The 25924-nt window shown below is 62.9% G+C and carries 26 protein-coding genes; 9 read left to right on the forward strand and 17 right to left on the reverse strand.

Annotated elements, in window-relative coordinates; all coding sequences use genetic code 11:
• Positions 1-315: 315 nt before the first annotated feature.
• Positions 316-777: a nuclear transport factor 2 family protein gene (locus QA637_RS10225; RefSeq protein ID WP_153441385.1), complete on the reverse strand. Its 462-nt coding sequence runs from the start codon at positions 775-777 to the stop codon at positions 316-318.
• A gap of 255 nt (positions 778-1032) precedes the next feature.
• Complete coding sequence (locus tag QA637_RS10230) at positions 1033-2259, reverse strand: aminotransferase-like domain-containing protein (protein ID WP_283061331.1); 1227 nt, start codon at positions 2257-2259, stop codon at positions 1033-1035.
• Positions 2260-2554: 295 nt separating this feature from the next.
• On the opposite strand from QA637_RS10230, the gene QA637_RS10235 reads away from it, so the two are divergent.
• Complete coding sequence (locus QA637_RS10235; RefSeq protein ID WP_153441383.1) at positions 2555-3538, forward strand: threo-3-hydroxy-L-aspartate ammonia-lyase; 984 nt, start codon at positions 2555-2557, stop codon at positions 3536-3538.
• Positions 3539-3626: 88 nt separating this feature from the next.
• Positions 3627-4235 carry a class I SAM-dependent methyltransferase gene (locus QA637_RS10240; protein WP_153441382.1) on the forward strand — a complete coding sequence of 203 codons (609 nt, stop codon included), beginning with the start codon at positions 3627-3629 and terminating at the stop codon, positions 4233-4235.
• A 525-nt stretch (positions 4236-4760) separates the two neighbouring features.
• Here the strand turns inward: QA637_RS10240 and QA637_RS10245 are convergent.
• The 11 genes from QA637_RS10245 to QA637_RS10295 form a co-directional block, all read right to left on the reverse strand.
• A complete protein-coding gene (locus QA637_RS10245) occupies positions 4761-5081 on the reverse strand; it encodes a hypothetical protein (RefSeq protein ID WP_380784560.1) in 321 nt (106 codons plus the stop codon).
• Positions 5082-5131: 50 nt separating this feature from the next.
• Positions 5132-5782, reverse strand: a complete 651-nt coding sequence (locus QA637_RS10250) for a L,D-transpeptidase (RefSeq protein ID WP_153441381.1) — start codon at positions 5780-5782, stop codon at positions 5132-5134.
• 47 nt (positions 5783-5829) lie between these two features.
• Entirely contained in the window at positions 5830-6747 is a 918-nt protein-coding gene (locus QA637_RS10255) for an ABC transporter substrate-binding protein (RefSeq protein WP_153441447.1), read from the reverse strand.
• Between the two features lie 243 nt (positions 6748-6990).
• Positions 6991-7512, reverse strand: coding sequence for a metal-dependent hydrolase (locus tag QA637_RS10260; protein WP_153441380.1), 522 nt, complete (start codon positions 7510-7512; stop codon positions 6991-6993).
• 256 nt (positions 7513-7768) lie between these two features.
• Complete coding sequence (locus tag QA637_RS10265; protein WP_153441379.1) at positions 7769-8431, reverse strand: CBS domain-containing protein; 663 nt, start codon at positions 8429-8431, stop codon at positions 7769-7771.
• A gap of 186 nt (positions 8432-8617) precedes the next feature.
• Entirely contained in the window at positions 8618-8863 is a 246-nt protein-coding gene (locus QA637_RS10270) for a DUF982 domain-containing protein (protein WP_153441378.1), read from the reverse strand.
• 215 nt (positions 8864-9078) lie between these two features.
• Positions 9079-9933 carry a sugar phosphate isomerase/epimerase family protein gene (locus QA637_RS10275; protein WP_153441377.1) on the reverse strand — a complete coding sequence of 285 codons (855 nt, stop codon included), beginning with the start codon at positions 9931-9933 and terminating at the stop codon, positions 9079-9081.
• A gap of 4 nt (positions 9934-9937) precedes the next feature.
• Positions 9938-10714, reverse strand: coding sequence for an ATP-binding cassette domain-containing protein (locus QA637_RS10280; protein ID WP_153441376.1), 777 nt, complete (start codon positions 10712-10714; stop codon positions 9938-9940).
• Positions 10711-11703, reverse strand: a complete 993-nt coding sequence (locus tag QA637_RS10285) for an ABC transporter permease (protein WP_153441375.1) — start codon at positions 11701-11703, stop codon at positions 10711-10713. Before QA637_RS10285 ends, QA637_RS10280 begins: the two co-directional genes overlap by 4 nt.
• A gap of 109 nt (positions 11704-11812) precedes the next feature.
• Complete coding sequence (locus QA637_RS10290) at positions 11813-12796, reverse strand: sugar ABC transporter substrate-binding protein (protein WP_153441374.1); 984 nt, start codon at positions 12794-12796, stop codon at positions 11813-11815.
• Between the two features lie 77 nt (positions 12797-12873).
• Positions 12874-13935 (reverse strand): LacI family DNA-binding transcriptional regulator, encoded by a 1062-nt coding sequence (locus QA637_RS10295; RefSeq protein WP_153441373.1) that lies wholly within the window; start codon positions 13933-13935, stop codon positions 12874-12876.
• A 156-nt stretch (positions 13936-14091) separates the two neighbouring features.
• Between QA637_RS10295 and QA637_RS10300 the strand changes: the two genes are divergently transcribed.
• The 3 genes from QA637_RS10300 to QA637_RS10310 all read left to right on the forward strand — a co-directional run bounded on the left by QA637_RS10300 (position 14092) and on the right by QA637_RS10310 (position 16641).
• Positions 14092-15123 (forward strand): hydroxyacid dehydrogenase, encoded by a 1032-nt coding sequence (locus tag QA637_RS10300; protein ID WP_283061337.1) that lies wholly within the window; start codon positions 14092-14094, stop codon positions 15121-15123.
• A gap of 130 nt (positions 15124-15253) precedes the next feature.
• Complete coding sequence (locus tag QA637_RS10305; RefSeq protein ID WP_153441371.1) at positions 15254-16225, forward strand: aldo/keto reductase; 972 nt, start codon at positions 15254-15256, stop codon at positions 16223-16225.
• Between the two features lie 161 nt (positions 16226-16386).
• The gene (locus QA637_RS10310) at positions 16387-16641 is read left to right on the forward strand and encodes a hypothetical protein (RefSeq protein WP_153441370.1); all 255 of its coding nucleotides are present in this window, start codon (positions 16387-16389) and stop codon (positions 16639-16641) included.
• Between the two features lie 58 nt (positions 16642-16699).
• On the opposite strand, the gene QA637_RS10315 is transcribed toward QA637_RS10310, so the two are convergent.
• The 4 genes from QA637_RS10315 to QA637_RS10330 all read right to left on the reverse strand — a co-directional run bounded on the left by QA637_RS10315 (position 16700) and on the right by QA637_RS10330 (position 20672).
• Entirely contained in the window at positions 16700-17476 is a 777-nt protein-coding gene (locus QA637_RS10315; protein ID WP_153441369.1) for a sulfite exporter TauE/SafE family protein, read from the reverse strand.
• A gap of 392 nt (positions 17477-17868) precedes the next feature.
• Positions 17869-18888, reverse strand: coding sequence for a ketol-acid reductoisomerase (gene ilvC / locus QA637_RS10320; protein WP_136509725.1), 1020 nt, complete (start codon positions 18886-18888; stop codon positions 17869-17871).
• Positions 18889-18999: 111 nt separating this feature from the next.
• Positions 19000-19647, reverse strand: coding sequence for a TetR/AcrR family transcriptional regulator (locus QA637_RS10325; RefSeq protein ID WP_184108551.1), 648 nt, complete (start codon positions 19645-19647; stop codon positions 19000-19002).
• Positions 19648-19823: 176 nt separating this feature from the next.
• A complete protein-coding gene (locus QA637_RS10330) occupies positions 19824-20672 on the reverse strand; it encodes a LysR family transcriptional regulator (protein ID WP_153441368.1) in 849 nt (282 codons plus the stop codon).
• An 85-nt stretch (positions 20673-20757) separates the two neighbouring features.
• Here QA637_RS10330 and QA637_RS10335 point away from each other — a divergent pair, with 85 nt between their 5' ends.
• From QA637_RS10335 to QA637_RS10350, 4 genes are all read left to right on the forward strand, one after another.
• The gene (locus QA637_RS10335; protein WP_153441367.1) at positions 20758-21369 is read left to right on the forward strand and encodes a cysteine hydrolase family protein; all 612 of its coding nucleotides are present in this window, start codon (positions 20758-20760) and stop codon (positions 21367-21369) included.
• Positions 21370-21514: 145 nt separating this feature from the next.
• The gene (gene macA / locus QA637_RS10340) at positions 21515-22777 is read left to right on the forward strand and encodes a macrolide transporter subunit MacA (RefSeq protein WP_283061342.1); all 1263 of its coding nucleotides are present in this window, start codon (positions 21515-21517) and stop codon (positions 22775-22777) included.
• 8 nt (positions 22778-22785) lie between these two features.
• The gene (locus QA637_RS10345) at positions 22786-24729 is read left to right on the forward strand and encodes a MacB family efflux pump subunit (protein WP_153441365.1); all 1944 of its coding nucleotides are present in this window, start codon (positions 22786-22788) and stop codon (positions 24727-24729) included.
• Positions 24730-25296: 567 nt separating this feature from the next.
• Positions 25297-25740: a TIGR02594 family protein gene (locus QA637_RS10350; RefSeq protein ID WP_283061343.1), complete on the forward strand. Its 444-nt coding sequence runs from the start codon at positions 25297-25299 to the stop codon at positions 25738-25740.
• Positions 25741-25924: the final 184 nt, after the last annotated feature.

Consider the following 25924-nt stretch of genomic DNA (forward strand, 5'->3'; position numbering starts at 1 on the left):
CTCCGCGTCGCAACCACGGATTGATGGAACCGACAAACACGCCCCCTCAAAAACGAAGGGTCGGCGCGCCGAAAACGCAAGAAACTCAGCGGTCCGAGATGACCTGTCCGGCCCGGCGTGGAAGCGCAATTCTCTGTCAGCGGCGCTCAGGTTTATGCCGTCAAGGAAGGGAAAATGGAGAGCCACCGTTACCTGTGGGGACGCCCGCGGATCGCGGGCGTCATTCCAGGCGTCAAGAACATTTGTTTTCGAGAGCGGGCCGCCGCACGGACCAGGTTCGCCGATTCGGCGCGGATTGAAACCGCCGTAGCCGTGCTACGCGCCCGCTTGTCCTGACACCGCGATGCCCTCAGGCCGCAGGGTGGTGTCCAGAGGCTTGGTCACCTCCAACAGTTGCAGCGTATCGACGAACTCCGTGATCTCGACCATCAGCCCGTCCCTGAAGGTGATTTTGTCGATGAACTCGGTTTCGAAGCGGGCATCGCCCGGAACGAAACGGATCTCGCCGGCGCGATGAGCGATAACCGTCTCGCCATCGATATGAAGGGCGAGCGTTTCCACCCTAGAGAGATCCCAGACGTCTATCAATTCCTTGAAATTGAGGCGCACGGCGTCGCCGCCTTCGATCTTCCGGCACATCGGGCCGAGCCCAGCGCTTCCGGCGATACGGAAGCTGCAGTCGGGATGTACATAGGCCATCAACGCGTCGAGGTCGTTGTCGGCCCGCGCCTGGTAGATCGCCTGCACGATGCTTTCAAGTTCGCTTCGATCGGTCATGGCAGTCCTCCCCTTTCGGTTACTGCACAACGCGCATGAATCGGAAACGATGACAGCCCACTCTCTCGTCAGGCGAGAAGCGTGGGCTGCCCATAAGTTTGCCGCCAATCACCATTGCTCGCAACTGAGAATGAGGCCACGGGCCCTGTCACGACCGAGCGCTGGACAGTTCCGCCGATAAGCAGGCCGATAAGCAGAAAGGCCCGACGTTTCCGCCAGGCCCTCTCGAAAAATGCTCAGGTCGTTCCTTGCGACTCAGGCAGCCTCGGCCACCTCGCCGCGGATCAGGTCGCCGAGCCGGCGGATGCCCTCTTCGATCATCTTGTCGTTGGCGCAGGAGAAGCTCAGGCGCAGCGTGTTCTCGCCGGAACCATCGGCGAAGAAGGCACGGCCGGGGACGAAGGCGACCTTCGCCGTCTGGATCGACTTCGCCAGCAGCTCGGCACCGTCCGTGCCCTTCGGCAGCGTCACCCAGACGAACATGCCACCTTCCGGCTTGGTCCAGGTCACCCCTGCCGGCATGTATTTTCCGAGTGCGGCCAGCATGGCGCTGCGGCGATGCTTGTAGACCCTATGGATCTTCGCCACCTGCTCGTCGAAGCCGCGTACGGCGACAGTGCAGATTGCCATCTGGTTGATGGTCGAGGAATGCAGGTCCGCTGCCTGCTTCATCAGCACCAGCTTGCGGATCACCGCTTCGGAGGCGCAGACCCAGCCGACGCGAAGCCCGGGCGCCAGCGTCTTCGAGAAGCTGCCGCAATAAATCGTCCGGGCGCTGTTGATGTCGCCCTTGCGTGCGATTTCCAGCGCCAGGATCGGCGGGATCGCCTCGCCGTCATAGCGCAGCGACTGATAGGCCGCGTCTTCGATCACGGCAACGTCGAGTTCCTCCGCGAGGTCGAGCACGCGCTCGCGGCCGGCGCGGTCCACCGTCTCGCCGGTCGGGTTGGCGAAATCGGCGGAGAGATAGGCGAACTTCACCCGGCCACCGGCCTCAGCCGCCTGCTGGCGGTAGGCCTCCGGCGTGCGATTGCCGCCGGGGTTCAGCTGGTCGTAGTTCGGCTCATAGGCATTGAAGGCCTGCAGAGCACCGAGATAGGTCGGCCAGGTGACGAGCGCGGTATCCTTCGGCGACAGGAACAGCTTGCCGAGATAATCGAGCGCCTGCTGCGAGCCGGAGGTGATGAAGATGTTGTCGACAGTTGCCGGAATGCCGAGGGCCGCCATCTGCTTGGCCAGCCACTCGCGCAGCGGCCGGTAACCTTCGCTTACCGAGTATTGCAGCGCCGCGCTGACGGCCGGGCCGCCGAAGATCTCGGCATAGGCCGCCTTGAATTCCGCGTCGGGGAAGAGTTCGGGATCGGGAATGCCGCCGGCGAAGGAGATGATATCGGGACGATCGAGCAGTTTCAGAAGCTCACGGATTTCGGAGGCGCGCATCCGGCTCGAACGCGTCGCAAAGATATGGTCCCAATGCAGCATGGGCGGTTTCCTCGAGGTCGTGGGAACGGGACCGCGGAAGATGAAGCGGCTTTCCGATGTCCCGCGTTTCTTTGTCGATTGTCCAGCGACAGGATCACGTCCGCTAATTTATGTCAACGTTATTGACCTAAATCAGTTCTTTTTTCGTGGTTCCCGACTTACGAAACCAGTTTCTGCCGCATGGTTACTTGCATGACGTAACGTGAGATATAGGCGCGCTGTGTAGCGCGCGCGGATGTCGCGCGCTATGCTCCCTCTATCCGTGGGAACCGCGTCGGGAGGTTGCGTGAACGGCATGTCATCAGCGTCCACTTCACTTAAGATTCCATCATTCGAGGACGTTCAAGCGGCGCGGCAGCGCATTTCCGGTGCCGCGCATCGCACCCCCGTTTTGACATCGCGGACGGCTGACGGAATCGCTGCGGCGTCTCTGTTCTTCAAGGCGGAGAATTTGCAGCGCGCCGGTGCGTTCAAGTTTCGCGGTGCCTACAATGCGGTCGCGGCACTCGACCAATCGTCCCGGAGAAACGGTGTTGTTGCCTTCTCCTCCGGCAACCACGCCCAAGCGCTGGCCTATGCGGCAAGACTTCAAGGCGTTCCGGCAACGATCGTCATGCCGACGGACGCGCCGGAGATAAAGATCGCGGCGACGAAGGCCTATGGCGCGGAGATCCATTTCTATGACCGGTACACCGAGGATCGCGAGGAAATCAGCCAACGTCTCGCCGCCGAGCGAGGCGCAACGCTGATCCCGCCCTTTGATCATCCGGACGTGATTGCGGGACAGGGCACGGCCGCGCTGGAACTGATCGAGGACGTCGGAGAACTTGATCTGCTCGTCGTGCCGCTCGGCGGAGGCGGTCTGCTCGCTGGCAGCGCGCTCAGCGCCCGCGCGCTCTCACCCGTCTGCAGGATCGTCGGCGTCGAGCCGGAGGCGGGCAATGACGGCCAGCAATCGCTAAGGAAGGGCGAGGTCGTGCATATCCCGCCGCCGAAATCCATCGCCGACGGCGCGATCGTCACCCATATCGGCGAGCGCAACTTCGCCATCCTGAAACGCACGGTCGACGAGATCATAACCGTTACCGACGCCCAACTGGTCGAAACCATGCGATTCTTCGCCGAACGCATGAAGATCATCGTGGAGCCGACCGGCTGCCTGGCCGCTGCAGCCATAATGCACGGTGTGCTGCCCTGCCCGGGCGCAAGAGCAGGCATTCTCTTGAGCGGCGGAAACGTCGATCTGAAAGCGTTCAATACGCTGCTAGGCACGCGCTAGATTCCGTCACCCGCGCGTCTCCCCTCGGCGCTTGTCCGAACTGACGGCGCGCCTTATAGGCACCATGACGTTCGATGAAGGAAATGAGATGCCGCCGCTCAGCGACGAGACGAATGCCTTCTACCGCGACAACGCAGCAACCTATGCAAATCGGCAGCGCAAGGCGCCGGCGGCACGCCTCGACCGGTTCCTCGCCAGACTTGAACCCGGCGCCAGGATTCTCGAACTCGGCTGCGGCGGCGGACAGGACAGCGCCTATATGCTTGCCAGGGGTTTCGATGTGACGCCAACCGACGGCTCGCCGGAACTTGCGGCGGAGGCGGAGCGGCTACTCGGGCGGCCGGTCGAGGTCGTCCGGTTTGACCAGATCGGATGGCACGACGTCTTCGACGCGGTCTGGGCGGAAGCCTGCCTCCTGCATGTGCCGCGATCCGATCTATCCGGCGTCCTCACGCGCATCCTGCGCGCGCTGAGAGGCGGCGGAATACTCCATGCCAGCTTCAAGGCAGGAAACGCCGAAGGCCACGATCGCTTCGGGCGCTATTACAACTATCCCTCGCGGGACTGGTTGATGCGACAGTTCACAAACGGTTGGGCGAATATCGAGATTGGCGAAGCTGACGGCGGCGGCTACGACGGAGAGCCGACCCGCTGGTTGCATGTGTCGGCTGCAAAACCGATTTCAGCAGAACAATAGTAAAGAAGGCCGGACGCACCCGGTCTGCAAGGCCTTTTAGTTCGACTGTGCCGCTCAGACCTCCCCTTCGTCCCAGTAGCTGCAGATCAGCAGGAAGCAGATTCCAGCCAGAATGAAGAAATCGAAGAGCGCGAAGTGCTGCAGAATCGTCGTCATTACGCTTCCTCCCGCCAACCAACACATCAGAACACGAATTGGTCTCCAGAGGAAGAGAAATGCAGAATAATATTTCGGAATACCTTGGTTTAGGAAGGTAAGATTTGCGTCGCACAATAGTATTCTGCGGTGCACAATGATATATTCACGGAAACTCAAACAAGATCGGACCGCTTTAATCTGGTCGCCTCTTCAGCAGAGCCATTCAGATTTCCGATGCGCCACTCTATGGCGGAGATGAAAAGCGGAACGTGATGGCGCGGTCGCGCCGCAAGTTGTTCGGCAGATTCGTTGAAACAGCCGAACGCACTGATTTTGACGCGACGGAATGGCGGATGAAAACCGCTACCGGATTTCCCGGGATAGGTCTTAGGCGGGCTGCACCGATTTGACGCTGCCGCTGCTGTCGACGACGCAGTTGAACTTGCGCCCGCCGGCATCGACATCGACGGCGTAGGTCGTCGCATCGAGCTGGCGCGAACTCGTTGGGAGAACCCTGGCGCCGCTGGCTTGGGCGACAACCGCATTGGCGCAGATAAGCTGCAGATCGGCGGGCGCAGTTTGCAGGCTTGTGCGGGCCATGTTCTGCGGCTCAGGCGCCGATGACTGGCATCCGCCAAGAAGCGAGACGCCGGCGGCAACAAATGCGCCGCGCGCGATCGAATATGCGTTCAACCTGGTCGTCGACAAAGCCTCACCTCCGAATGTCGCTTTCGCTGGCGATTTTCAAACGCCCCCATTCACACACCCTTGTAGAGCGCCGCCCCCTGCATCAGCACGATGACCTTCGCGCCGATTTTCACGCGAGAATGCAGATCGATGATGTCGTCATTGTTCATCCGGATGCAGCCGGAGGAAACGTCGAGACCGATCGTCCAGGGTTCCACCGTGCCGTGGATGCGATAGATCGTGTCGTTCTCTCCCTCGTAGAGATAGAGCGCCCTCGCGCCGAGCGGATTGTCCGGCCCACCCGGCATGCCGGCTGCCCACTTCGCCGCATTCGGGTCGCGCGCCACCATCTCGGGCGGCGGCGTCCAGGTTGGCCACTCGGCCGTGCGGCCGATGCGAACGATGCCGGCCCAGCCGAAGCCCTCGCGCCCGACGCCGATGCCATAGCGGATCGCCTGGCCGCCGGGCTGGACCAAATAGAGAAAATGCTGGTTGCCGTCGATGATGATCGTGCCCGGCGGCTCGGCCGTGCGAAACGGTACGACCTGGCGGCGGAAGGCCTCCGGCACCTGTTTGTTGCGCGCAAAATACTGCCGTGCCTTGCGCTTGTCGTAGTCGACCCATTTCTTCGTGCGGGCATCGTAGATCTGCGTCGCGGCGAGCGCCGCCAGCGGCCCGAGGCAGAGGCCCGCGGCAAGCGCGATCAAGCCGATTTTCCGCATCCTTCGGCCACCTTTTACCTGGGTCCCAAGGCCGTCCCGGATCGTCGTCATGGCTTTGCCCACCCGTCTATGCGCGCCGCGTTGCCGTCGACCCATTCCTTCGCGTAGTCCGGAGGCGTCTGACGCTCCACCTCCACCGCGTAGCTCATCGCCGTCACTTCTTCCGGAGAGAAGTCCACCTGTTCCAGGAACTTCGCGATATCGGGGTGCTTTTTGCCGAAGGCGGCGGCATAGGCGATGTGGAAATGCGCGGTGCCCCAAGCGGTGGCCGCGCTCGACTTTGTGATCCACAGCGGATCGTCCGCCGGTACGATCTTCCATTTCGCCGGGTCATGCACCGGCTCCTCGATGCGCGTGAGCTTGTGCAGCTCGAAGACGTGGTGCGGCGCGTAACAATAGAAAACCATCGGCCGCGCGGTCGCGACCGCCGCATCGACCGCCGCCATCGCCACCTCCTCCTCCGTCTCGACGAGCGTCACGTTCGCGGCATAGCCGTAGCTGTTCGCCCTCACCCGCTCGATCCCCGTCGAAAGCCACGTCGGCGCGCCGATCCAAACTTCGCCGCGCCCATCTCCGTCGGTGTCTAGCACGGCGGTCTTCGCCGGGTCGCTGAGATCGGCGATCGTCTTGAGGCCGGCAGCGACGGCTTCAGGCGTCGCGCAAAGACCCTGCCAGGCCGGCACGGCGCGCCCGCTCAAGACGACGGCACCCTTGTCGGTCACGTATTTCTTGATGAGATCCTCGAAATTCGGCCGCCAGACTTCTGGCTGGATGTCGACCTCGCCTTTGTCGAGCCCGACGAAGGCGTTGATCGTTCCGAGTTCGCGCACTTCCGCATCGAGACCGAACTTCTTGGCGATGCTCAATTTGAGGATGTTGGCCGTTGCCTGTCCAGACGGCCAGTTGGGCATGGCGATCACCAGATCGGCTGCCTCGGCCGCAAGGGCAACAGTTGTGGCGAGCATGGCTGCGAAGGCGGCCACGCGAAATTTCGTGCTTCTCTTCACAGTGCCCTCCGAACAGATTCCCCGAATACAGCGGCTGATTGTGAATGAACGCTATGAGTCGAAGTCTGCAGCGTCGCGCCATGTCGGACGCTACGTACGCAATGCGCATGCAGTTGATCTGTTTGCGGGGTCCACGCGACCCGGAATGCTATACAGGCATGTCTTGATGGCCGGCAGGATGCACCAGCTTATTCCCGTCCGTCAACTTGTCGTTGTCGGGCCCGTCGCAAAACCTCGCTTCCTGCGGCTCTTGAGGAGCACGACCACCGCGGCAATGAGGATCATGAGCTCGACGGCAAATGTCCAATGCAGAAGGAAATTTAGAAACCAGGGGCTATAGCGGGCGGGGATGTGGACGAGGTTCAGCCGCGCCTCCGACAGCGGATAAAACCATCTGATATCCGCGGCCACAGAATCCATTGCGAGATGCAGCAGGATGTTGAGGAGGCCGGCCCATACGAATATCAGCCGTTCGCGCTTGCCGGAAACCAGAAGTACCAGACCGATGACCGCCGCGGCCGCAATCCAGAATAGCGGGGTGTGGGTCCAGTAGTCGTGGTGCAGTGTTCGCCGATGATCGACTACATAAAAATAGATGAGATCGAAGTCCGGCAGGACGGAGCAAAGCAGACCGACCGCGAGCAGTCCGCGCCAAGCCGTTTCGCGCTTCCTCGCCATCTGGCGCGTCAGCAGATATCCGGCGGGCAAATGTGCGATAAACAAGGGGCGGCGTCCTTGATAATCGGTCCTCGCAACGAGAACCATAGGTGGTAAGCGGGAATTGCCAGCTGCAACCGCTTTTGTCAATTCCGCGGATGCACCCTCTGCGCCATCGCGCGACTGTCGTGCCCGTGCTGAGAGCACATTGGAACGCCGCCTCGGGGTTGGCCTTCAGTTGCATCACGACAAGAATCTTGCTTTCGCGGCGGGCGCCCCAACCGCGCACGGCGCCAGTCTCCAAGATCAAGAACGTGGGCGGCTAAATCTCCTGTTCCACGACCAGCCTGTCGACATAGCTCTCGACGCCGTTGATATTCTCCATCAGCACCTTGATGGCACGACGCTCCAGCTCGCTCTTCACCTTGCCTTCAAGCACGGCTTGGCAGGCTTCCACGGAGACCTTGATTTTTTCCGGGTCGAGGCCGAGTTCGGAGCGTAGGCGCGCGCGGATCGCTACGGCGAGCGCCTCGTCTCCCCTGACCGTGCCCTCACCCCGAACGTCGACGATCGCGCGCAACAGGTCGACGCGGCTGATGATGCCGACCAGCGCACCATTTTCCACGACCGGCACGCGCTTTATTTTGTTCTTGAACATCAGTTCGGCAACGGCGCCGATCGGCGCGTCGCGGCCAACCGTGAAGACCTCGGTCGACATCAGATCGCTGATGCGCCAACTGTTGCTTCGGATGTAGCGGTCGAGATCGACCAGGGCGCTCTCGGCCGTCGCGCTACCTCGCCCGGTTCCGAGCTCGATCCTTCGCAAGAGATCGCCTTCCGTCAGCATGCCCGCCACCGCGCCATCGTCATCAATGACAGGCAGACCACTCAGCCCCTTCGCTACCATGGTTTCGATCGCGTGACGCACGCTGCTTCCCGTACTGATCGTGGCCACGTTTATCGTCATGATTTCATCGGCGCGCATGTGGGCCTCCACCTGTTGCGGGAGAAACGAAACCATTCGAGCCGTCGCAGCTGAGTCTATGCCCCGGACTCATCCATTCTGCCTGACGGATTTGGTCTGAGAGGAGGAAAGATGCAGGAAATGCCGAACATTTTCAAATTTTTCCGATACACCGAAGCGCGAAAATCGGCTTCGCTGATCCGGCGGCTACGGTGCAACGGCGATGCCCGCCTCCCTGGAGGCATCCAGAAATGCGATCCGGGCGACATAAGGCGCCAGATGGCCGCTCAGCACCTCCTCGCATGCGCTAACAGCAGCGTGATAGGCGGGTCCTTTCCGTCGCGGCCAAGCCTCCTGCAGCATTGCGAGAGCCTCGCTTGTGGTGGACACAAACACCAACGTGCCGTCGCCAGACCTCACAACAACACACTCGCTCCAAGGACCGGCACTCATAGTTCGTCTTCCCGTCGGGCAACGCTACTGGACGCTATAGTAGGTAACGTAGCAATCGTCTTTTTGAAGTCGTGCCCGGGAGCGGCAGTGCTGAAAAATCTTTGAAACCCGACGATTCTCAGGACCGTCGGCCGTTCATCGTTCGAGGATGCGGCGGGCAGCGCACAGACGCAAGCGGCGGCATAGCGCCGCCGAGCGTCGGCCTATTTGTGCCTTCAGCCCAGTTGCAGGCCGGCCGCCCGGGCCGCCTCGCGCAGGAACGGCAAGCCGACCTCGATGACGTCGCGCGGGTCTTCGGCAACCGGTCGCCATGTTGCCAGCCCTCCCGCGATGTCCTGGTCGACATGGTTCATGCTCTCGAGCGTTATCGGGCCTTCGTAGCCGATGTCGGCGATCGCCTTCATGCAGGCCTGCCAGTTCAGCATGCCGCGTCCCGGCACGCCGCGATTGGCTTCGGAGACATGCACATAGCCGAGATGGGGCGCCGCCGCCTCGAAGCCGGCGGCAAAACTCTCCTCCTCGATATGCATGTGATAGGTGTCGAGATGAATGAAGATATTGTCGGCACCGATCCGCTCGATGATCCGCGCGGCGTCAATGCCGCGGTTGATGAGGTGAGTCTCGTAACGGTTGCAGGGCTCGATGCCGAGTTTCAGGCCGTGCGACCTCGCCGCCTTCGCCGCCCGTTCGAGAAACCGGCACATGCCATCGATCTCCCTGGTCGTCGCCGCACGGCCCGTGGTCTTGCCGATCGAGCCATAGGTGACGCCGGCAAGGCCAAAGCTGCCCACTTCCTCGCAGACCCGGAAGGCGGGCTCCAGGAAGTCGAGCCCGTCCTGCGGGTGTGCGACGATATCGAGCGCCCGGGGCAGCCCGAGCGACGGTATGAGTTCGACGCCATAATGGCCGGCAAAGGCACGCGTCCGCCGGGTGTCGATTTCCCGCGGCCTCAGCAGCGGAATTTCGAGAAGCCCGATGCCGAGCTCCTTGAGCCGGTCCATTTGCGGCTCGATACGTGCGAGATCCCAGACCGGCGCGATCGCGAAAGTGTGCAATCCGAAGATGTTCATGAAGTCAGCCCCGTTGTTCGTGCATGGCCGCAGCCGAAAGGTCGCCGCCACCGACGATGCGGCTGACGACCTCGCTCATGTTGGTTCTGGCGGTGGCGAGATTTGCGTCGGCCCGCCCGTGACGCAGGACGACGATTCGGTCGGTGACCGCAAGCACGTCGTTCAGGCGGTGGGAGATCAGGATCACGGCAATGCCTTCCGATTTCAGCCGGCGGATAAGATCGAGCACGCTTTGCACCTCCCGCACGGCCAAAGCTGCCGTCGGCTCGTCCATGATGACGAGCTTCGGATTGAAGGTGAGCGCCCGGGCAATCGCCACGGTCTGCTGCTGGCCGCCAGAAAAGGAGCCGACGGAACGGTTTATAGACGGCAGGTGGGCGCCGAGCCGCGCGATCATGCTTGCCGCCTCGCGGTCCATCCGGGCCTTGTCGATGAAGCCGGGAAACAGCCCCAACAGCTTTCGTGTCGGCTCGCGGCCGAGGAAAATGTTGCTCGCCACGTCCTGCTGTTTTGCCAGCGACAGGTCCTGATAGATCATCTCGATGCCGAGTTCGCGCCGCGCGCCGGGGTCGAGCGGCAGCACGTCCTTGCCGTCGAACTCGATCGAGCCGGCGTCGGCCCGGTAGATGCCGGTGATCGTCTTCATCAGCGTCGACTTGCCGGCGCCGTTGTCGCCAACGAGGCCGACGACCTCGCCCTTGTCGACGGAAAGATCGACGCCATGCAGCACGTCGACCGCGCCAAAGCTCTTGCGGATGCCGGAGAGGGTGAGAAGGGTCATACGCGGCTCTCCTTGCGCACCTGATATTGATCGATGAAGACCGCGAGGATCAGCACCGCGCCGATCGCCATCTGCTGATAGTAGGATTGCACCGCGAGCAGGTTGAGCCCGTTCTGCAGCACGCCCATGATCAGCGCGCCGATCATGGTGCCGAGAATGGAACCGCGGCCGCCGAAGAGATTGGTGCCGCCAATGATAGCCGCGGTGATCGCCGTCAGTTCGTAATTGAGGCCCGCCGTCGGATCGCCGGAGTTGATGCGCGCCATGAACAGCATGCCTGCGAGCCCCGCGAGCGCGCCGGAGAGCGTGTAGAGGATGCGCCTGTGGCGCTCGACGCGGATGCCGGCGGCGCGCGCGGCACTTTCGGAGTCCCCGAGCGCCATGGTGTGGCAGCCGAACTTCGAATAGGCGAGCACACAATGGGCGACGATCGCGGTGATGACGAAGATGATCACCGGCATCGGAATGCCAAGCGGCCGCCCCTGCCCGACATAGACCATCACCGCTGGCAGGCCATAGATCACCCGGCCGTCGGAAATGACCAGCGCAAGCCCGCGCGCAAGCCCCAGCATGCCGAGCGTCACGATGAAGGCCGGGACAAAGGCGCGTGTGATCAATTGGCCGTTGACGCAGCCCGCGGCCGCCCCGGCCAGGATACAGGCGGCAAGCCCCACGGGCGACGGCGCGCCGAGATTGACGGCGACATAGGCGCCCGCCACGCCGGAAAGTCCCATCACCGAGCCGAGTGACAGGTCCAGTCCGCCGGACCCGATGACATAGGTCGCAGCGATCGCCAGCACGCCGATCGTCGAGGTGGCAAGCAGAATGTTCAAGAAATTGCTGAGCGACAGGAAGAACGGTGACAGGATGGCCATGACGGCGCTGAGCACGATCAGGACGATGAAGGATTCCAGCCGTATGTGCAGTTGCTCGACCGATGTTCGTTGCGCCCGCGCCCAGAGGCCGGGCTGCGACGTTTCATGTGCCATGATTTCCACCTCTACAGCGCCGTGCGTCTTTCCAGACGCACAATGGTCCATGTAACACGTTGAAAGTCCGGCTGGCGCGGGATGGCGCGCCAGCCGGGTTCGGCAAAGATCACTTGACGTATTGAAGCATCGGCTCCTTGCCGGCGTCGAGCACGTCCTTGGTCAGCACCAGCGTCGGCACCGCGATGTCCGCCGTGACGCTTTCGCCGGCGATCGCCTTCTTGACGTTTTCGACCGCCTGTTTTCCGACGAGATAGGGAAGCTGGGCGACCGAGGCGTTGAGCCTGCCGTCCTTGATCGACTTCACCGCGTCGGAATTGCCGTCGACGCCGATGATCGTCACCTGGTCGCCCTTGCCGGCGGCATAGACAGCCTCGACCGCACCAAGCGCCATGCCGTCATTGGCGGCGAAGATGCCGACGAGGTCCGGGTTGCGGGTCAGGATGTCGTTGGTGATCGAGGCCGCCTTGCCGCGGTCCCAGTCGCCGGGCAGCGAGGCGACGACCTCGAGGCCGGGCGCCAATTCCTTCAGCCGTGCCGCAAATCCTTGCGCGCGCCTCTGCCCGGTAACGTTGCCCGACAGGCCCTCGATCACCAGCACCGGACCCTTGGCGTCCTTGCCGAGCTTCTCAACCAAATATTCGGCGCCCTGCGCGCCCGCCGCGACATTGTCCGAGCCGATGCGGAAGGTGATCTTTATGCCCTCCTTGTCGAGCACGGCCTGGTCGAGATTGCCGTCGAGATCGACGACCTTGATTCCGGCGTCCTGCGCCGCCTTGAGGCACGGCAAGAGGTTTGTCGAGTTGATGGCCGCAGTGATCATCGCCACCGGCTTGCGCTCCAGCATCGTGTTGCAGAGGTTGAGCTGCGGTTCGGCCGCCTGGTCGCTCTCGGCGGCCTGCAGGAAATACTTCACGCCGGCTTCCTTGGCGCCGTCTTCGACCCCCTGGCTCATGGCGCCCCAGAACGGATTGGCGAGCGTTTTCATCAGGACGCCATATTCGCCATCTTCGGCGATAGCGGGCGCGGCGAAGGCCATTGCAACGCCCAACGCCAAAGTAAATCGATTTATCTTTGCGACAAATGGTTGCATCGTTTCCTCCAGTTGATGTCACGCACCGTGAGTTTCAGCCAGATCCGGCGCTTGCCTTCCGTCTTCGACAATCGGGGTCATTGTCGTTTTCCTCCCCCGGAATGCGGTCCGCTACCTGGCGACCCAACGGATTCCCGCATCAAGACCTTGCATGGTTCGAGCCGCGCCATGGGCGGCCCCCCTTCCCCGCCGATCCGGCGAAACAGCACGTCCATGGCCTCGATGGCGATCTGCCTGACGGGCTGAACGACCGCGGCGATCGCCGGCCATGTTACCTGCATCCACTCGGCATCGTCGAAGCCGACAAGCGAAATGTCGTTCGGGCAGTGCCATCCCCGCCGTCGGAATTCGCTGAGCGCCACCAGCGTGCCCCTCAGGAACAGCGAATAGACGGCGGTCGGCCGCTCGCCCTTGGCGAAATAGTCTCGGAGCGAAGACCGCAGCGGCTCGACATCGCTTTCCGAAAGGATCACGTCGACGCGTGTGTCCGGGGCGAGCTGCAGCGCGCGCTCGCGAAAACTCTCCAGCCGGGCGCGCACCGTCGCCGCCTGTTCGCCGAGACCGAGCACGAGAATATGGCGATGGCCTCTCTCGACCAGCTCGCGCGCCACCGCGGCGCTCGCCGAAACACTGTCGGCCGAAACGGTATCGAAGGCATCGTCCGCAAGCACCCGGTCGATCAGCACACCGGTCATGCCGTTCTTCTTCATGAAGCCCGCCGCCGGTCCGTGCTCGTTGCGCACCGGCGCCAGCACCACGCCGGAGACGCGCCAATCATGCATGCGGGCGAGGATTTCCTTTTCGCGCGCCTCCGACTCCCGACTCGACGCGGCGACCAGCGCATAGCCGCGCTGCTCGGCCAGCCGTTCGAGCTGTGTGATCATGGAGCCGAAGAATTCGCTTTCGAATTCCGGAACGATCGCGCCGATGATCCGGCGTTTGGCCCGCCTCAGGTCCGAGGCGAGCGGATCGACGCGATAGCCGAGCAGTTCCACCGCGTCGAACACGCGCTGGACGTTCTCGGGCTTCACCGTCGCGACACCTTGCAGGACTTTCGACACCGTCGCGGCAGAGACGCCGGCGCTGTTCGCCACGTCATGGATCGACGGCCGCCGCGCATGCGCTTCCCGATGAACCATCCTCTCCTCCCGAGAGCAAGCAGTCTGCCGAGTGTCGCACAACAAGCGATAAATCGATTTTTTCGTATTGTAAATCGTTTCATTCGGCGTACAACCTGAGCGTCAGCGGTACATGTACCGAATGCATCGGAAGGAGCCGACCGGGAGGAAGAAGCCATGTCCGACAATTCGCTGCCGCTGGTGATCAGCGCGCCGGAACCGCGTACACTCGACCTCATTTTCACCCCGCCCGCACTCGCCCGGCTTCGCGCCGGCTACCGGATCGTCGAGACAACCGACAGCGGTATTGCAGGATTGCACAACGATATCCTGGCCGACGCCCGCTACATCATCGGCCAGCCGCCGATTTCGGATGCGCTGCTGGCCAGGATGCAGTCGCTGCGCTGCGTCTTCAATGTCGAGACCAACCTGATCAACAACATGCCCTACGAGACGCTGTTCGAGCGCGGCATCCATGTGGTGACGACCGGCGCGGTCTTTGCCGAGCCCGTGGCGGAGCTTGGTCTTGCCTTGGCGATCAACCTTGCGCGCGATATCGTCGATGCGGATCTAGCCTTCCGCGAAGGCAAGGAATTGTGGGGCGGTGACGGCAACCGCACGGCTCGACTCATCTCCGGCGCCGACGTCGGCATCATCGGCTTCGGCGACCTCGGCAAGGCGCTCAACCGCCTGCTTTCGGGCTTCCGCACCCATACACGGGTTTTCGACCCCTGGCTGCCGCCGTCGATGCTGATCGAGCACGGCGTGGAGCCGGGCTCCCTGGATGAGGTTCTGTCCGGGAGCGACTTCGTTTTCGTCGTCGCCTCGGTCACCAGCGAGAACCAGGGTTTTCTCGGCGCCGACGCCTTCGCGAAGATGCGCAAAGGTGCTGCCTTCATCCTGCTCAGCCGGGCTGGCGTCGTGGATTTCGAGGCGCTGATGGAGGCGGTCCGCAGCAAGCACATCGTCGCGGCCAGCGATGTCTTTCCGGAGGAACCACTGAGCCTCGATCATCCCGTGCGCGCGCTTCCCGGCTTCCTGCGCTCGGCCCACCGCGCCGGCGCGCTAGATATCGCCTTCAAACGCATGGGAGACATGGTGCTCGAGGACATGGACCTGATGGACCGCGGCCTGCCGCCAATGCGCTGCAAGCGCGCCGAGCGCGAAACCGTGTCGCGCATGCGCTCGAAGCCGGTCGACAGGAACTAGCCCCTGCCCCACAAACAGGCCTTGTTGCCGCCGGTCGCGTTTGACTTCCCTTGCCCGAAACCTAGGTAGAAGGCGACCTGCAAACGATCGTTCCGGATCGACCCGTTCAATCCCACCTGCGAGAAAAGCCATGCACTACAGAACACTCGGCCGTACCGGCCTCAGCGTTTCCGAAATCGGTTATGGTGCCTGGGGCATCGGCAACAGCGGCTGGAGGGGTGCGGACGACGAGGAATCGGCTCGCGCGCTCAACCGGGCGATCGACCTCGGCCTCACCTTCATCGACACGGCGCTCGGCTATGGCGAGGGCCACAGCGAAAGGCTGGTCGGCAGGCTGCTCAAGGAACGCTCCGAGACGATCTACGTCGCAACCAAGATCCCGCCGAAAAACAGGATATGGCCGGCCCGTCCCGGCACACCGGTCGAGGACGGCTTTCCCGCCGACCACGTCGTCGCCTGCACCGAGACCAGCCTCAGGAACCTCGGCGTCGACACCATCGACGTACAGCAGTTTCACGTCTGGTCGGACGAGTGGGTCGGCCGCGGCGACTGGCTCGAGGCTGTCGAGCGGCTGAAACGGGACGGCAAGATCCGCTTCTTCGGCGTGTCGATCAACGATTACGAGCCGGCAAACGCCCTCGCCCTCATCGAAAGCGGCGTCGTCGACAGCGTGCAGGTGATCTACAACATCTTCGAGCAGACGCCCGAGGAAAAGCTGTTCCCGGCCTGCAAGCGCCACAATGTCGGCGTGATCGTCCGCGTCGCGCTCGACGAGGGCGGCCTGACAGGACAACTCCGCGCCAACTCGGCCTTCCCGGAGGGAGACTTCAGGGCCAACTATTTCCGCGGCGACCGCAAGCGCGAAGTCGAGGAACGCGCGCAAAAAATCGTCGAGGACCTGGCAATCGCCCCCGACGCGCTCGCCGAGACGGCGCTCCGCTTCGTGCTCAGCCATCCGGCCGTATCGACCGTCATCCCCGGCATGCGCTCGGTCCGCAATGTAGAACGCAATTGTGCGATCGGCGATGGACGCGGCCTTCCCGCCGGTCAGCGCGAGAAACTGCGCGCACACAAATGGCCGCGCAATTTCTATCGCGATTGAGCCTCCTATCAAGGGTTTGCGAGCCCGAACCGCTTCCTCGTTGCATCTCGAGCGCGCATCGCGGCACTTAGGCGCGTCTGGATGGAACCGAAGTCGAGGACGATGGTTGGAACTCCACCTATTGCACGCGAAGTGCAGTTGAGAACATCGGAGGTTCCACCATGTTGAACAAAGTGTTGGTTGCGGCTGCCATGCTCACGGCTGTTGCATCGCCCGTCTTTGCCCAGGCAGATATCAAGTGCGATCAGGCGGCGATGACAAAGCTCGAAACCGACGTCGGCCAAATCACCGATGCAATGAAGAAGGATTATGCCAAAAAGGAACTCGCCATGGCCAAAGAGGCCATGAACGCGAAGGACATGGAAAAGTGCAAGACGCATATGTCCAAAGCTATGAAGGGCAACGAGCCGATGTAGCGTCCGGCAAGCGCAAGGAAGCGCCGGGCTCCGTGGAGGCCGGTGCTCCCTCGCGCTTTTAGAGCCATCCGGTTAGCTCGAGCGTCTGGTAGCCGGCCAAAAGCGTGATCAGGGAGCCGACGAGCCGCAGGAGCGCATTTTCTGGCAATGCCTTGACAACCCATCCTGCAAGAGGCGCCGCAAGAACGCCCCCGGTGATCAGTCCGCTGACAGATGTGAAGTAATTGCGGGTTTCGCCGGCTTGCTCCCAATGGCCGGTTACAATCGTGGCGAGGAAGCTCAACGAAACTGAAAGTGCGATCAGGAATTCGGTCGCATTGACCGTCCCGATTACGTATCGCGGCTGTCCACCGGCGCCAAGTAGACCGGTGGTGGCGACAGGGCCCCAGCCGCCACCGCCCGCCGCATCTAGAAATCCGGCGACTGCGCCCAGCGGCGCCACAATTCTCAGCTTCACGGGGTTGGTGGGGATACGACGAAACGACCGCAACAACAGCCAGCTCCCAATGACTGCGAGATAGGCTGTGACGAATGGCTTGACCTGATCTCCCTCAAACGAGGTAAGGACAAAAGTGCCGAGCATACCCCCGCCAACGCCAAAGGGTATCAGTCGCCGAAACAGCTTCCAGTCGACGTTGCGATGATAAAGGTGAGCCGAACCGGAAGCGGCGGTGGTGAACAATTCCGCGGCATGCGCTGAAGCTGATGCTTGCGCGGGGGGCACCCCAAAGGCGAGGAGCACTGTTGAAGAGATCACCCCATAGGCCATCCCAAGAGCTCCATCGACCAACTGGGCCAGAAACCCGACTACCGCAAACAGCAGGAAGTCTTCCATGAGGGCTCCGCGCATGAGTTGCCGTCGCACCAACCTGACGTATGCAATCGGCACACGGAGGCTCTATGGTTCGACCAAGTTGCAGTCGGAATGCTCTTGGCAAGCAGAAAAACGGATCATGGGCGAGCTTGTTCCGCGAGTACGGCCAATTCAATTCTCGGAGCGTGACGAGAGGTGCGAGCGGTTTTCCGCTCACAGCCCGTTTAATCTATTGGAATCGATCAAGAACGGTCGTCGAGAAAGGAGGCCGAGGCAAAACGCCCGGCTTCCTTTCGCCTCTTCGGAGATAAGGCGTGCCGAGCTGCGCATCTGCACAGGGACGCGGCACACTTGAAAACGGCGCATAACCCTTTCCGGAAATCGATGCGATTTCCGGGGTCATGCGCGCTCGCTTAGTTCTTTGCCTTGTCGACCAGCTTGTTCTTGCCGATCCAGGGCATCATGCCGCGCAGCTTCGCGCCGACTTCCTCGATCTGGTGAGCGTCGTTGACGCGGCGGATGCCCTTGAAGCGGGCCGCACCCGAGCGGTACTCCTGCATCCATTCCGAGGTGAACTTGCCGGTCTGGATGTCCTTGAGGACGCGTTTCATCTCGGCCTTGGTTTCTTCGGTGATGATGCGCGGGCCGGTGACGTATTCGCCCCACTCGGCGGTGTTGGAGATCGAGTAGTTCATGTTGGCGATGCCGCCTTCGTAGATCAGGTCGACGATCAGCTTCACTTCGTGCAGGCACTCGAAATAGGCCATTTCCGGAGCATAGCCGGCTTCGACCAGCGTTTCGAAACCGGCGCGGATGAGTTCGACCAGACCGCCGCAGAGAACGACCTGTTCGCCGAAGAGGTCGGTTTCGCACTCTTCCTTGAAGTTGGTTTCGATGATGCCCGAGCGGCCGCCGCCGACACCGCAGGCGTAGGAGAGAGCGAGATCAAGCGCGTTGCCGGAAGCGTTCTGGTGAACGGCAACGAGGCAGGGAACGCCGCCGCCCTTCTGGTATTCGCCGCGAACCGTATGGCCCGGGCCCTTCGGGGCGATCATGACGACGTCGACCGAGGCCTTCGGCTCGATCAGACCGAAATGGACGTTGAGGCCGTGGGCGAAGGCGATCGCCGCACCGTCGCGGATGTTGTCGGCGATCTCACCCTTGTAGATGTCGGCCTGCAGTTCGTCTGGCGTCGCCATCATGATGAGGTCCGCCCACTTGGCCGCTTCCGCGACCGAGAGAACTTGAAGGCCGTCGGCCTCGACCTTCGCTGCCGTTGCCGAGCCCGGCTTCAGCGCGATGCGGATTTCCTTGGCGCCGGAATCCTTGAGGTTCAGCGCATGGGCGCGACCTTGGCTGCCATAGCCGACGATGGCGACCTTCTTGGACTTGATCAGGTTGAGATCGGCATCACGATCGTAATAGACGCGCATCGAATTTTCCTTCCCTTTGCTGGTCTGTTGTTCCACTGGCTGGCCCAAACGCACGACCCGGAAGATCCCTTGATCTTCGCAAAGGCTTATGCGTCCGTTTGAGACCCGCCGCTACCCTTTCTTGCCGTAGAGCGTAAGAAAGGCGTCGACCGCCCGCTCCGCCCTGCGGCTGAAACCCTTCTTCATCTCGCTCGGCTCCTCGCCAAGCAGCATCCGCAAATGCCAGTCGGAAACGACGAGGCCGTAAAGCGCACCATAGGCCTCCTCGGCATCGTCGAAGGCGAGAAGCCCTGCCTTGCGGCCAGCCTCGAGCAGCGCGCCGGCGCGCCGGCCGATCTGGCGGCGGCCGCGCTCCTGCAACATATGCCCGAGCTTCGATCCCTCGCGGCTCGCCTGGCCGATCGCCAAGCGATTCAGCGCCAGCGAGACGTCGCCGGCGAGCACGTCGAGGAGGTCCCTGGCAAAGGCGACGAGATGCCGGCGCAGGCCCTCCACATCGAGTGCCCCGGCGGAAACGTCGAGTGTCCTGACCTTGCTCGCCTGGTAGCTGATCATCGCCGAAAGCAGCCCGTCGCGATCGCCGAACCACTTATAGAGACTTTCCTTGGAGCAATTGGCGGCCCGCGCGATGCCCGCGGTCGTCAGCGCCTTCTCGCCACCGTCGACGAGCAGTCTCAGCGCCTGTTCGAGCACGGCGCCCTGCCGCTCGGTCAGGCCGCTTGCGGCATTTGCCCCCCTGCTCTCCAAGACGTCCTGCACTTCGCCATCGCTCCGTCAGTACCGTACGGTACGGTTCGCAAGTTTCTAATGCGGTGGCGAAAAGGCGTCAAGGCGATTTTGACCGGCGTGGTGAATTTTCGTCCGCCTTCGCATGTGGGCACTGTTGCAGACGCACCGTGACTGGTCCCGGCAGGGAGGAGGTGTGGCGCGGCCAGCTACCTCCACCCGCGCAGCGCCGCCTCCACAAAGGCGGCGACCGCTTCGACGCTCGGTACGCGCGCCCTTTCGGGATGGATCATCAGATAGGCCGGGCGGTCGGCCACGGCCGTCGCTTCGTCGACGATCTCGAAGCGCGGATCGCGCCGGGCGGAGAGTTCCGGCAGCATCACCTCGGCACCGAGCGCAAGCGCCGCCTCGGCCAGGATCTCCAGCTTGTCGGCGGAGAGCACCACGCGTGCCCTCGGCCTCGCCCGGTCGAGCGCCAGCATTTCAGGCACATGCGCCAGCGCATCGCGGTAGCGCACGACCGGGTGCTCGCCCGACGGAAGGCCGGCGGGACGACAGAGCCGGAAACGGATCGCGCCGATGCGCTTGATCCGCGTCGTGTCCTCGCCGGTGCGGCCGAGGCGCACGGCGATGTCGGCCTCCCGGCGCTCGAAGCTCAGTGCCTGGTCGTCAGCCACGAGATCGAGGGTGATGCCGGGATGGCTGCGTTCGAGGTCGCCCAGCGCCGGCGCAATGATGCGGCCGAGAACGAAGCTGACGCTCGTCACGCGCACGTGGCCGTGAAGCTCCGCCGTCGCCCGCTTCAGCGCTGCCATCGACAGCGACGCCTCCTCCGAAATCGTCCGCAGCCGATCGAGCACCGTGGCAAGCACCGGCGTCGGCGTGAGCCGCCCCCCGATGCGGTCGAACAGCGCCGCCCCGATCCGCCGCTCCAGCGCCGCGAGGCGGCGTGCAATGGTCGTCTGGTCGACCTCGAGGGTGCGCCCAGCGGCACTCAGCGTCCCGCCCCGGACGATATGGTCGAGCAGTTCGAGATCAGCCCAGCTCTCTGCAATCATGCAGGTTCACCTCTGAATATTTCGACTTCCTCGGCGTTTTCGCGGAGCATAGGGTGAAGCATCTAAACAGGCAATGGAGCCCGCCATGACGACCTCGCCCTTCACCCTCTTCTCCCTCGCCGGCCGCCAGCCCATGCCACCGGCGCTTGGTGAAGCCACGTTGATCCTCATCGACTATCAGAACGAGTATCTTTCCGGACCGCTGACGCTCGTCGACGCGGAAGCCGCCGTCGAGCGCGCCGGCATCCTCCTTGCCGCCGCGCGGCAGGCTGGCGCGAAGATCATCCATGTTGCCCACAAGGGCGCTGCCGGCGGTCCCTTCGATCGTGCCGCCGAACGGGGCGCCTTCGTCGATGCACTGAAACCGCTCCCCGCCGAAGCGATCTTCGAAAAGCCGCGCCCGAACGCCTTCTCCGGCACCGGCCTTGCGGATCTCGTCGGCGACGCCGGCACGAAGGTCGTGATCGCCGGCTTTATGACCCACAACTGCGTGTCCTCGACGGCGCGTGCCGCGCTCGATTTCGGTTACGAGATCACCATCGCGGCCGATGCCTGCGCCACCCGCGACCTGCCCTATCCGGCCGGCGCCGTAACAGCGGGTGAATTGCATATCGCGGAACTTGCCGCACTCGCCGACCGCCATGCCTGCGTCACCGACGTCGCCACGCTCACCGCCCGGAAAGACGACGCAGCCTAAGCTGTTGGTGAAGATGATGTTTCGGGCGCCGGATATCCGCCGGCGCCTCGCACACATTACAAAAATATAATGATCTCAATGCTTTTCGCCGATCTCGTTCATCTCTATCTTGAGAAGCAATGAACGCCAGCGAAGCGGTGAGGCCATGAGCAGGGCAGCGAAGACGATCAGGGACGAGGCGACGGCGCTCAAGCCCGCGCCCGCCAATGTGCGTGTCATCCCGGCAGCCGCGCCGCCGGTTCGCCGGAAACGCCGCTCGCGCCTCTGGATCGCCGCGCCCGTTCTCCTCGCCGTGCTTGGCGCCGGCTATTATGCCTGGAGCCAATACGGGGCCGAGCCTGCCACCGCGATGATCACTCAGGTCGTCGCGCGCGGCGACATCGAGGACAGCGTCACCGCCGTCGGCACCCTCGACGCGATCGATTCCGTCGACGCCGGCGCACAGGTTTCCGGCCAGCTGAAATCGCTCCACGTGGAGATCGGCGACAAGGTCGAACAGAACCAGCTCGTCGCCGAAATCGACCCAGCCACCATCGAGAACCGGATCGAGATCGACCAGGCGGAACTCGCCAATCTGGAGGCACAGCTCGTCTCGAAGAAGGCGCAGCTCGTGCTGAAACAGGCAAACATCGAGCGCCAGCGCAATCTGGTCGCGACCAACAGCGTCTCGCAATCGACGCTTGACCAGGCGGTTGCCGACCATGCGGCCGCCGCCGCCGACGTCGACGCCATCTCTGCTCAGATCCGCAAGCAGAAGGCGACGCTTGCCGGGGACAAGGTCGATCTTGGCTACACCAAGATCTATGCGCCAATGGCCGGCACGATCGTCGCCAACCCGGCCAAGGAAGGCCAGACCCTGAACGCCAACCAGACGACTCCGACGATCGTCACGATCGCCGATCTCTCGACGATGACGGTGAAGGCTCAGGTCTCCGAGGCCGATGTCGGCAAGCTGAAAATCGGCATGGACGCCTATTTCACCCTGCTCGGCCAGCCCGGCAAACGCTTCACCGGCAAATTGCGGCAGATTCAGCCGATGCCCGACACGGAAAACAACGTCGTTCTCTACTACGCCCTCTTCGACGTGCCCAACCCGACCGGCGAACTGATGATGTCGATGAGCGCGCAGGTGTTCTTCGTCGAGGCTGCGGCCAAGGACGTGCTTGTCGTGCCGAGCGCGGCGATCCATGCGAACGGCGACGGCAAGGCGCAGGTTACGGTTGTCACGCCCTCGGGCGCGACCGAGGCCCGCGCCGTCGAGGTCGGCATCCGCAACCGCGTCAGCGCCGAGATCGTCAGCGGGCTGGAGGAAGGCGATCGTATCGTGGTCGATGCGGCGTCCGCCTCGACAGGCGACAGCGCACGCAACAACCGTTCGCGCGGCATACGCATGCCGCCGATGTTCTGAGCAAGCAGATGACCACGCTTCTCTCGCTCAGGGACGTCAGCAAGACCTATTTCAACGGCGATCTCGCCGTCGAGGTGCTGCACGATATCTCGCTCGACATCGAGGCCGGCGAATTCGTCGCGATCATCGGCCAGTCCGGCTCCGGCAAGTCGACGCTGATGAACATTCTCGGCTGTCTCGACCAGCCGACGTCGGGCGAATACCTGATCGATGGCGAAAGGGTCTCCGGCTTCGACGGCGATGAGCTTGCGGCGCTGCGCCGCCGCACCTTCGGCTTCGTCTTCCAGGCCTACAACCTGATCCCGACGGCGAGCGCCAGGGAGAATGTCGAGGTGCCGGCGGTCTATGCCGGCATGCCTGCGCGCGACCGGCACGACCGCGCCGAGGAGCTTTTGAAATCGCTGAAGCTCGGCGAGCGACTCGACCACCGGCCGAGCCAGCTTTCCGGCGGCCAGCAGCAGCGCGTGTCGATCGCCCGGGCGCTGATGAACGGCGGGCGCGTCATCCTCGCCGATGAGCCCACCGGCGCGCTCGACAGCCAGAGCGGCGACGAGGTGATGGCGCTCTTGCGCGAAATGAACGAGGACGGCCACACCGTCATCGTCATCACCCATTCGCGCGAGGTCGCCGAACAGGCCGACCGGCTGATCGAAATTCACGACGGCCGCATCATCGCCGACCGGACGAAGAAGGGGCGCAGCAATCCGGAGGGCGCATTGGGACTCGCCGAGCGCACCCGCGAAGGCTTTGCCGCGATCGCCGATGTCTCCGAGGCGGTGAAGATGGCGATGCGGGCTTTGCGCGCCAATCTCTTCCGCACAATTCTAACGCTGCTCGGCATCGTCATCGGCGTCGGCTCGGTGGTGGCGATGCTCGCGATCGGCACCGGCGCGCAGGACTCCGTCTTGAACCGTATCTCTTCGATGGGCTCGGATCTCCTCCTCGTCCGCCCGAGCATGGCCAACTTCCGCGGCAGCGCCGGTGGAAGCAACGTCACGCTCGTGCCGGCCGATGCCGACGCGATCCAGGAGCTGCCGAACGTCGCCTTCGCCGTGCCGGAAATGACAAGCACGGTGACGCTGAGGCGTGGCAATGTCGACTACCAGACGACGGCGAACGGCACGGTGCCACAGTTCACGGCGGCGAAATCCTGGAGCGTCGGCCGCGGCGAGTTCATCAACCGCGACGACATGGAAGGCTACGCTCCCGTCGCCGTCCTCGGCGAGACCGTGGTGAAGACGCTGTTTGCGGACGGTTCCGACCCGATCGGCCAGTATGTGCTCGTCAACAAGATCCCCTTCCAGGTGATCGGCGTGATGAGCGAAAAAGGCGCCAGCGCCGGCGGCAACGACCAGGACGACGTCGTCCTCGTGCCGCTGACGACCGGCAGCATGCGCATCTTCGGCCAGCGCAACATCCGCACGATCACCGTCGAGGTGAAGGACTCTTCCGCCATCGACCTGACGCAGGATCGCATCCAGGCGCTGCTCAACGAGCGGCACAAGAGGGAAGACACCCAGATCACCAACATGTCGTCGGTGCGCGAGGCCTTCACCGAGACGTCGAACACGATGAAGCTCTTCCTCGGGTCGGTCGCGGCGATTTCGCTCCTCGTCGGCGGCATCGGCGTCATGAACATCATGCTGGTCAGCGTCAGCGAGCGGACGCGCGAAATCGGCGTGCGCATGGCGACTGGCGCGCGCGAGCGCGACATCCTCGTGCAGTTCATCGTCGAGGCGCTGGTCGTTTCGGCGATCGGCGGAGCGATCGGCGTCGCTGCCGGATTGGGCACCGGGGCCCTCGCCAAGACCTTCGGCATGCCGGTAAGCTTCACCATCGGGCCCGTGGCGCTTGCATTCGCCTGCTCGTTCCTCACGGGCCTGCTCTTCGGCTTCCTGCCGGCCCGCAACGCCTCCCGCCTCCAGCCAGCGGTGGCTCTGAGCGCGGATTAATCCGGAAGAGGCCACCCGCGAGGACGGCCGCCCGTTTCACCTTAGCGCCTTCCATCGCGACGCCCCGAACAACCCGAAGGAACTAACCATATCCGGGTATCGGAACAGACCGGAACAATCCTGGATAGATCACCTGTGGCCGCCTGTGGAGGGTCCTCCGGGGCTTGTGACGCGGAGAAATGGCGCGAATAGAGCCATTGCCACAATTTTGCTTTACGCAGCCGGCAAAGTCCGCTCGCTATCCAGCGGATGGCAGGGGAATACCGAATTTTTGTTTCGTTAGAGTTGGGCCCGAACCTCTCGGTTCGCCCGCCTGTTGGGGCCGTGTTGCAGCGTTCGACGCAATACGGGGACGCCACCGTTCTGCGCGCTGGATAGAGAACAAAACAGAAGCGGACTCGGCTCGGCCGAGCCCGAGGGTGGATTATTGCGCGTTCGTGCGAGCGCGCAATGGCGTTCTAGTGCTTTGATTCCAAAGCACTTTACTCGCTTTCAGCGGCTCCGCACAGAGGCGGATGGCTCTAAAGCAGCGAACGCACACCGAAAAATGGCAAGGAGACTCAAGCCATGAGGGTTCTAGCGTTTCTCGCCGCAATATATGTCGCCTGCACAATGCCGGATACGGCTACCGCCGGCATGTTGGCCCAGGCTCAGCAATTTACCGGACTGCATGAAGTCAAGAACAACAGGCGGCTGCGCGCCGCCCTCGGCATAAATCCCGCCCGCACGCCATGGTGCGGCCATTTTATGGGCATGGTTGCCCGGAGGGCCGGCCGAGAGCCACCCAAAGCCTATAGTTTCGCAAGTTCCTGGCTGCACTTCGGCGCACCCGTGCGCCTCGCCTTTGCGCGTCCTGGCGACGTCATCGTCGTGCGCACCGGCCGCGGATACCATGTCGGGATCCTCTCCGCCCTATCCAAGTCGACCGCACAACTGATTGGCGGCAACCAGTCGGGGCGCGTTCAACTGTCGCAGTTCAGTCGAAGACAGGTCGTCGCCGTACGAAGATAGCCGCGGGAAGACGCGACTCCGACGTATTGAAGTCGCATGCCTGGAAGGATGCGCTGCCGCTGGCGGTTGCGCCCGCATCTGCACGGTCGGGGCCGCCTAACAGCGGCTACTGCATGATTCCTCAAATCGGAATCGATTTGAGGACAAATTCATGCAGCAATTCAAAGTACTACAGCAACTTTAG

Origin of the sequence: Sinorhizobium terangae (assembly GCF_029714365.1) — a bacterium.
Taxonomy (GTDB): Bacteria; Pseudomonadota; Alphaproteobacteria; order Rhizobiales; family Rhizobiaceae; genus Sinorhizobium; species Sinorhizobium terangae.